At 56.4% G+C, this 5,956-nt stretch carries 8 protein-coding genes; 5 read left to right on the top strand and 3 right to left on the bottom strand.

Annotated features, from left to right (window positions below):
* Both G9X67_RS34300 and G9X67_RS34305 read right to left on the bottom strand, forming a co-directional pair.
* The coding region (locus G9X67_RS34300; protein WP_171600740.1) for a hypothetical protein at positions 1 to 185 on the bottom strand (185 nt) is incomplete at its 3' end.
* Positions 186 to 214: 29 nt separating this feature from the next.
* Positions 215 to 394: a helix-turn-helix domain-containing protein gene (locus tag G9X67_RS34305; protein WP_171600741.1), complete on the bottom strand. Its 180-nt coding sequence runs from the start codon at positions 392 to 394 to the stop codon at positions 215 to 217.
* A 123-nt stretch (positions 395 to 517) separates the two neighbouring features.
* Here G9X67_RS34305 and G9X67_RS34310 point away from each other — a divergent pair, with 123 nt between their 5' ends.
* Positions 518 to 1,894, top strand: a complete 1,377-nt coding sequence (locus tag G9X67_RS34310) for a glucosaminidase domain-containing protein (protein WP_171600742.1) — start codon at positions 518 to 520, stop codon at positions 1,892 to 1,894.
* On the opposite strand, the gene G9X67_RS34315 is transcribed toward G9X67_RS34310, so the two are convergent.
* Complete coding sequence (locus G9X67_RS34315; RefSeq protein ID WP_171600743.1) at positions 1,891 to 2,475, bottom strand: hypothetical protein; 585 nt, start codon at positions 2,473 to 2,475, stop codon at positions 1,891 to 1,893. The genes G9X67_RS34310 and G9X67_RS34315 overlap by 4 nt on opposite strands.
* 98 nt (positions 2,476 to 2,573) lie before the next feature.
* Here G9X67_RS34315 and G9X67_RS34320 point away from each other — a divergent pair, with 98 nt between their 5' ends.
* The 4 genes from G9X67_RS34320 to G9X67_RS34335 all read left to right on the top strand — a co-directional run bounded on the left by G9X67_RS34320 (position 2,574) and on the right by G9X67_RS34335 (position 5,922).
* Positions 2,574 to 3,770, top strand: coding sequence for a hypothetical protein (locus G9X67_RS34320; protein ID WP_171600744.1), 1,197 nt, complete (start codon positions 2,574 to 2,576; stop codon positions 3,768 to 3,770).
* Positions 3,767 to 4,735 carry a hypothetical protein gene (locus G9X67_RS34325; protein WP_171600745.1) on the top strand — a complete coding sequence of 323 codons (969 nt, stop codon included), beginning with the start codon at positions 3,767 to 3,769 and terminating at the stop codon, positions 4,733 to 4,735. The genes G9X67_RS34320 and G9X67_RS34325 overlap by 4 nt, the downstream gene beginning before the upstream one ends.
* Positions 4,736 to 4,777: 42 nt before the next feature.
* Entirely contained in the window at positions 4,778 to 5,413 is a 636-nt protein-coding gene (locus G9X67_RS34330) for a GDSL-type esterase/lipase family protein (protein ID WP_171600746.1), read from the top strand.
* Positions 5,414 to 5,496: 83 nt separating this feature from the next.
* Positions 5,497 to 5,922, top strand: a complete 426-nt coding sequence (locus G9X67_RS34335; RefSeq protein WP_171600747.1) for a M15 family metallopeptidase — start codon at positions 5,497 to 5,499, stop codon at positions 5,920 to 5,922.
* The last annotated feature ends 34 nt before the right edge of the window (positions 5,923 to 5,956 follow it).

Here is a 5,956-nt window from a genome sequence, read left to right on the forward strand (position 1 = left end):
GGAAACGACATCCGAGCATGTTCAATCCCCACGTCAATAATGGTTTTGGCATCTTCGATTTTGATATCACCTCTCGCAGCAGCTTCAAGCGCGGCAGCGATAACAGCTTCAAGCTTGGCCCAAGTGTCAACGTTGAAAGATTGCATGATGCTGTCTGTAACGGGGTTTGTGTCGGGGATCTTCATTGGGTGTCTCCTTCAGCTTGCAGGCCCATTTACTTCTCCTCAGTCGGAAGATTTCTGAGGTAATCCTTCAGCTCCTCGACAATAACAAGAGTTCGGTTGCCGGCCTTGCGTGGTTTAAGGCTGCCGTCCTTGAAAAGCTTGTAGAGATTGGTTCGGCCGATACCGCTGATCTGAACCGCTTCAGGAACTGTGACTGCTATCTTATCCATCCGTAAGCATCCTCATGTGTTCGTGCGAATGCTGACAGATTCCCACACATCAACCGCGAAGAATATAACTTTTAATTCCCCGGAATTGAAAGATTACATTCTTCCACAGGAAGTGAGGCTTTTATGGCGTCACGGCAGCAAGAGTTTTACTCCGGCGTCTACAATAATGCGCGTGCGGCCGGGTTATCCGATGCACAGGCGCGTCTTGCGGCTTCTCAGGCATCCCTTGAGACCGGGTACGGCAAGAGCGCGGTAGGGAACAACTACTTCGGCGTCAAGGCCGGCTCCTCATGGAAGGGCCCGGTAAAGAACGCCGGCACATGGGAAAACGTTAACGGCAAGAATGTCACTACCAGGGCCAATTTCCGGGCCTACGACAATCCGCTTTCCTCGCTTCTCGACTGGTCATCGACGCTCAACAAGAACTTCCCTTCGAGCTATATGGCGGATGACTTTGATTCTGCCGTTTCTGGGCTGAAAGATGGTCGCTATGGCTCCTATGCGACAGATCCCAATTACAGCTCAAAGCTCCACTCGATCGACCGCAACAACTACGGCCCGCAGATGGGCATCATGTCGGTTATCGACCCGCCGACGCCAAGCCCGCGCCCGAGCGAAGATCCCTTTAGCGCGCTCCTGTCGCCAGCCTCCTATCAGGCTCCTTCCTTCCCCGCCACATCCTCACCCGTTCAAAGGGAGGCATTGTCCGACGTGACTCCTGTCAGCTTCGATAACGGACGTTTCGGCGCTCCTGCCAAGACCTTCGATCAATCCCGGTTCGGCAACCCAGCGCCCGCATCACCCGCATCATCCTATTTCGACTATTCCGACCTGCTCTCCGAACCCGATCAGCCGCAGCAGCCAAGCGCCTTCGACGATGGTCGCCTCGGGTTGACCGCACCAGTCGCGACAACCCCGCAACAGCTCCAGCGCGGCCTTCTCGATCAGCAGCTCGACGCAGGCGTTCTCCCTGGTCTCATGGCGCCCGCCACGAACTGGCCCGGTCAGGTAGCGCCAGCCGCTGCACCAACTGCTCCGGCCTATACCGATCCGATGATTTCGACTGAACCGGCCTCGATCAGGACGGCCAGCGTTCAGGCTCCCGCCGGGCCATCCTGGGCCTCTTCCGGTCTCATGTCACCCGCGGAAATGGAGCAGGTCCAGCAGCAACAGGGATTGCTCGGCGGTCCTATGGCTCATTCCACGCCCGCAGAGATGCAGGCAATGGCCGACCAGATGGGCAAGCAGATGCAGAACCGATCTCTCGGCGGCGGCGTCTTGGGTGGCCTCCTTGGCGGCCTGACGCTCGGGCCTCTTGGGGCAATTGCCGGCGGTCTTCTTGGTCGGAACGTGGCGAAAAACTCGTTCTTCCCGGACGCGCCGAAGCCATCGGCAAACAGCAAGAACGACAAGGGCCTGAACGATTACGGCAAGTCAGTTTCGAGTTCATCCGGTCAATTCTCCCGCGCCATGTCCAAAGGCGGCGTGGGCCTTTATTAGAGGTGCTTCCACATCTCTCTGCGACGGATCTTAGAAATGAGGGGTTGGGATACGCCGTATTGCCTCGCAAGTTGGCTATGTGACACGCCACTCGCCGTCAGTATTGCTAATACGTCAGACTCCGTCAGTTTGGAGTTTCCGTTCTCCTGCCCTGCTCTTCGCGTCCCGTGAGCAATCTTATCTTCGGAATTCTCTTTCACGGTTTTCCACGAAAGGTGTCGTTTCGTCACGCAGCCTAGGTGACCATTGCCGCATGTGTGAGCAGCATGGTTGTTTTTTGGCGGCGCACCATTCGCTTTTTCACAAACGACGCGGCAAACCAGAGAAGTTTTGCCGTTGTGCCAGAAACTAGCATAGCCCTTGGATGAGCCAGACCGGGAGTACGGCCAAATTAGGCAATCATCGCCTTCATATTGGCAGACGACCTCCTCGAAGTATTTCTGAACGTATCCGCCAGGGCTGGTCTTTGTGAACAGCGGGTCGCCGTACTTGAGAAACCGGATGTAATGCTTCTGGCAAAAGCCCTTAGCATTAAACGGCTTGCCGCAGTCTTGAACAGAACATAAACGTAGATCAGCCATTCTGACACCTCGAACGTGTTGGCTTGGTTAGAGCGCGTCATCGGCCAGCAAGCCTTTGGCGCGTTCGTGATTCTACCATTTCAAGGAAGTAGGATCAAATGGCGAAGAATAGCTTCCTCGACTGGGATGTTGTTGCGAACAACAATACAGATGCGGGCGGAATCTTCATTGGTGAAGGGTGCCCACCATCCAACATTAATAATTCTGAGCGCGAAATTATGGCACAGCTCAAGGCTGGCCTTGATGGGAAGGTCGTCTATGCTGCCAAGTCTGGCAATTACACGGCTGTACTTAACGACAACAACGCCGTTCTCCGCTTCACGGCCGCTGCAACACTCTCCCTGACCGCAGTCGCCACGCTCGTCGCCAACTGGCACGTGATAGTGGTTGCCGATGGTGGCGATGTGACGGTTGATCCGAATGCCTCTGAGACCATCGACGGCGCGACCACAATCATCATCCCGAATGGCTACTCGGCCCTCATCATCAGCAATGGCTCGGCGTTCTTTACGAACAAGATGTGGTCGATCGTGCAGCCAAAGGCAACGATGGCGTTCGGTCAATGCCGGCTCTCCCTGTCTGGCGCCAATCTTCTCCTCTCTCGCTTCAGCGGCCAGTTGCTGACCATCAACGGAGTTCACTACTCCATCCCATCGGCCGGCATCACTCTTGCTCCAACAGCCCTAACACCATCGACGCTCTATTATATCTACGCCTTCATGAGCGGCGCCACCATGACGCTTGAGGCGTCTGCCACGGCTCCCGCTGTTGATGCGACCACTGGCATATCCATCAAAACCGCAGATGCCACCCGCACGCTTGTCGGCATGGCGCGGCCTGTCACCGGGCCTGCGTGGTCCGACACGGTGAAACAGCGTTTTGTCCGGTCATGGTATAATGACCCCGGAGTCAGCCTGTTCAGCAACTTCACGGCAAACCGGGCGACCACAAGCACGTCATATGTCGAACTGAACTCCGAAATCCGGTCTGAATTCCTGAACTGGTCCGGGGAGGTCGTCCAGGCCAATGCCGCGGGTAGTGTAATCAGCGGCGCAGCCAACGGCCAGAACAGAACATCATTGGCTTTTGACGGAACGACTACGGAACCTGGCGGATCCCAAGCCACGCTGACAAATTCCGACACCGTCCCATTCTCGGCGCAAGCTATGAAATCGGGGCTTTCTGAGGGATACCATTACGTCACCCTGATCGGTCTCGTCTCCTCTGGCACGGGAACATGGATTTCCGATGTGGATGGCCGCAGAACGTCGATCTCTGGAAGGGTTAGCCGATGATCAATATCACCTATGGGCAGGGCGTACAGGCTTTCGGCGACAGTTTCACCGTTGGCAATAATGCGACAAGCAATGTTGGCTTCGCACCGCGCTTTCGCGGCATTGTCGGCGGCCCGTTCTATAATTTCGGCGTCGGTCATATGGGAGCGCAAACAGCGGCCAGAAACGGCTACGAAAATCATGCCATCGGCGCGAGAACTATCGCCAACACATGGATGGCCGGCCTGAACGACATCCGCGGGACGGGCGTGGCTGCTTTCGCAGAGATCGAGCAAGGTCTGACTGCGTTCTTGGCTTCTGCGTTCCTCGGCTCCTATAAGCCAGCTTCTCTCATGACGAAGATAGGGACATGGACAGCACTTTCCAACGCATATGGCGGCAAGGCGTTTTCTCTCGGGGGAACACCCCTCTATACGAACAGCAATATGTCGGCTTCCCTGTCGTGGACGTTCACAGGGGATAATGTCGTCATCGGCTCGTATGCCACCAACGGCACGACAGGGTACTATCAGGACCTGGATATCGAGATTGACGGCGTTCATTCCCCTTTCAATATCCTCGGGAAAACCGACATACAGGCAGGCGTTGCCGCGAAACTGATCACTGGCCTCGGCGCCGGTTCGCATACCATCACCATCCATCCGACCACAACCGCGGCACATACCGTCGTCGACTTTGTCGGAACCGTCACCCCCGACAATAAGGCGCCTGTTTTGGTCAGCCATATCCCCTATGTGGCGGATTGGGCAGCCTATGGTTCTGTCGCGACGAAGGAAATCGCCGACGCTGCAAACATCCTGATCGGGGAAGTCGTTTCTCGCTTCCAGGCCATCGGCTGCCTGGTTGAGCTTGTTGAGGTAAACGAATTCTACGACCCGAGCGGATCGTCAGATGGCATTCACCCACCAGACCGAGGCCATAGCCAGATCACGATGGCGTTTCTTGATCGCGTAATTCTTCAGTAGTACCATCTTGCGTTTTCGCGGTAAGGCTGCGAAGAATCTCAGATGGAAGCCATAGAAACCCACTGGGATGTCAGATCAGCGATCTACCTTATGCACAGGTCCATAGCCGGCCCTGACGCAACGGTTATGATTGGCGACAGCATCACCGAGGGGTTCTACTGGAATAAGATTGGAGATTGCACCATCGTCAATGCCGGGTTTGGCGGGATAACCGCAACCGGCATGACCAGATACCTTGAGACGCTGATCCAGGGTGGCGCACCGAAATATGCTATTGTCATGCTGGGTTCCAACCCCGATCTCGGGCCGGACCTCCAGTTTGATCTGAAGCTATTCCAGCGCAGCTACAAGCAAATCGTGGATCGCCTGAAGCAAGTCGGGACAACGGTTATCGTGGTCAGCGTCCCGCCGATCGAGCCCGAGAAGATGAGCGTCAAGAAGCGGTCTCCTGAACAGGTTCAAGAGGTAAACGCCGTCATTCGTGACCAGATCGCCGCCCCTCGCGCCCTCGAATACGTCGATCTCTATAGCAAGCTGACGATCGACGGCAAAGCCGCCCCAGGCTCTACGACAGACGGCATTCACTTCTCTGCGGACTCCTACCGCGTCGAGTACAAGATGCTCGACAACGCGCTCCAGCACCAGATCGCGCTCACCGGCAAGAACTGCGCGCAATAATGTTACCGTTCAGTAACATCTTATAGCCTGCCTCCACTCGGAAGCGGGCCTTCCCGCACATCCCACAATCTGGAGATATCCCGATGCCCAGCTTTGGCGCAGCGTCTCTCGCTGCTTTGTCGAAATGCCACCCGAAACTGAAGATCATTGCCAATGCGGCGATCAAGGAGATCGATTTTCGGATCCTCGACGCCACGCGGGGAAGGGATGCGCAAGAGCGCGCCTTTGCCACGGGCAAGAGCAAGGCGCGGTTTGGGCAGTCGGCGCACAACTATGTGCCGGCCATCGCCTTCGATCTCTTCCCGGCGCCCTACGACTGGAATAACCGCCAGTCCTTCATCAATCTGTCGAAGGTCGTTCTCCGCATCGGCAAGGAGCAGGGCATCCCGCTTCGATGGGGCGGGGACTGGAACGGCGACGGCAATCTGTCGGACGGCTGGGATATGCCGCACTACGAGCTAACGCCGTGGCGCGAATGGGCGAAGCAGTCGCACCTCTTCGAAGGCTGATCAGATGCCAAAGCCGAGAGAGGCAAAGCGCAGC

The sequence above is a fragment of the Rhizobium sp. WYCCWR 11152 genome (assembly GCF_013087615.1).
In the GTDB taxonomy this organism is placed as follows: domain Bacteria; phylum Pseudomonadota; class Alphaproteobacteria; order Rhizobiales; family Rhizobiaceae; genus Rhizobium; species Rhizobium indicum.

Excerpts from the sequence above, each read along its gene's own strand:
- G9X67_RS34305 (WP_171600741.1), bottom strand. The coding sequence starts at position 394 with ATGGATAAGATAGCAGTCACAGTTCCTGAAGCGGTTCAGATCAGCGGT.
- G9X67_RS34310 (WP_171600742.1), top strand. The coding sequence starts at position 518 with ATGGCGTCACGGCAGCAAGAGTTTTACTCCGGCGTCTACAATAATGCG.
- G9X67_RS34315 (WP_171600743.1), bottom strand. The coding sequence starts at position 2,475 with ATGGCTGATCTACGTTTATGTTCTGTTCAAGACTGCGGCAAGCCGTTT.
- G9X67_RS34320 (WP_171600744.1), top strand. The coding sequence starts at position 2,574 with ATGGCGAAGAATAGCTTCCTCGACTGGGATGTTGTTGCGAACAACAAT.
- G9X67_RS34325 (WP_171600745.1), top strand. The coding sequence starts at position 3,767 with ATGATCAATATCACCTATGGGCAGGGCGTACAGGCTTTCGGCGACAGT.
- G9X67_RS34330 (WP_171600746.1), top strand. The coding sequence starts at position 4,778 with ATGGAAGCCATAGAAACCCACTGGGATGTCAGATCAGCGATCTACCTT.
- G9X67_RS34335 (WP_171600747.1), top strand. The coding sequence starts at position 5,497 with ATGCCCAGCTTTGGCGCAGCGTCTCTCGCTGCTTTGTCGAAATGCCAC.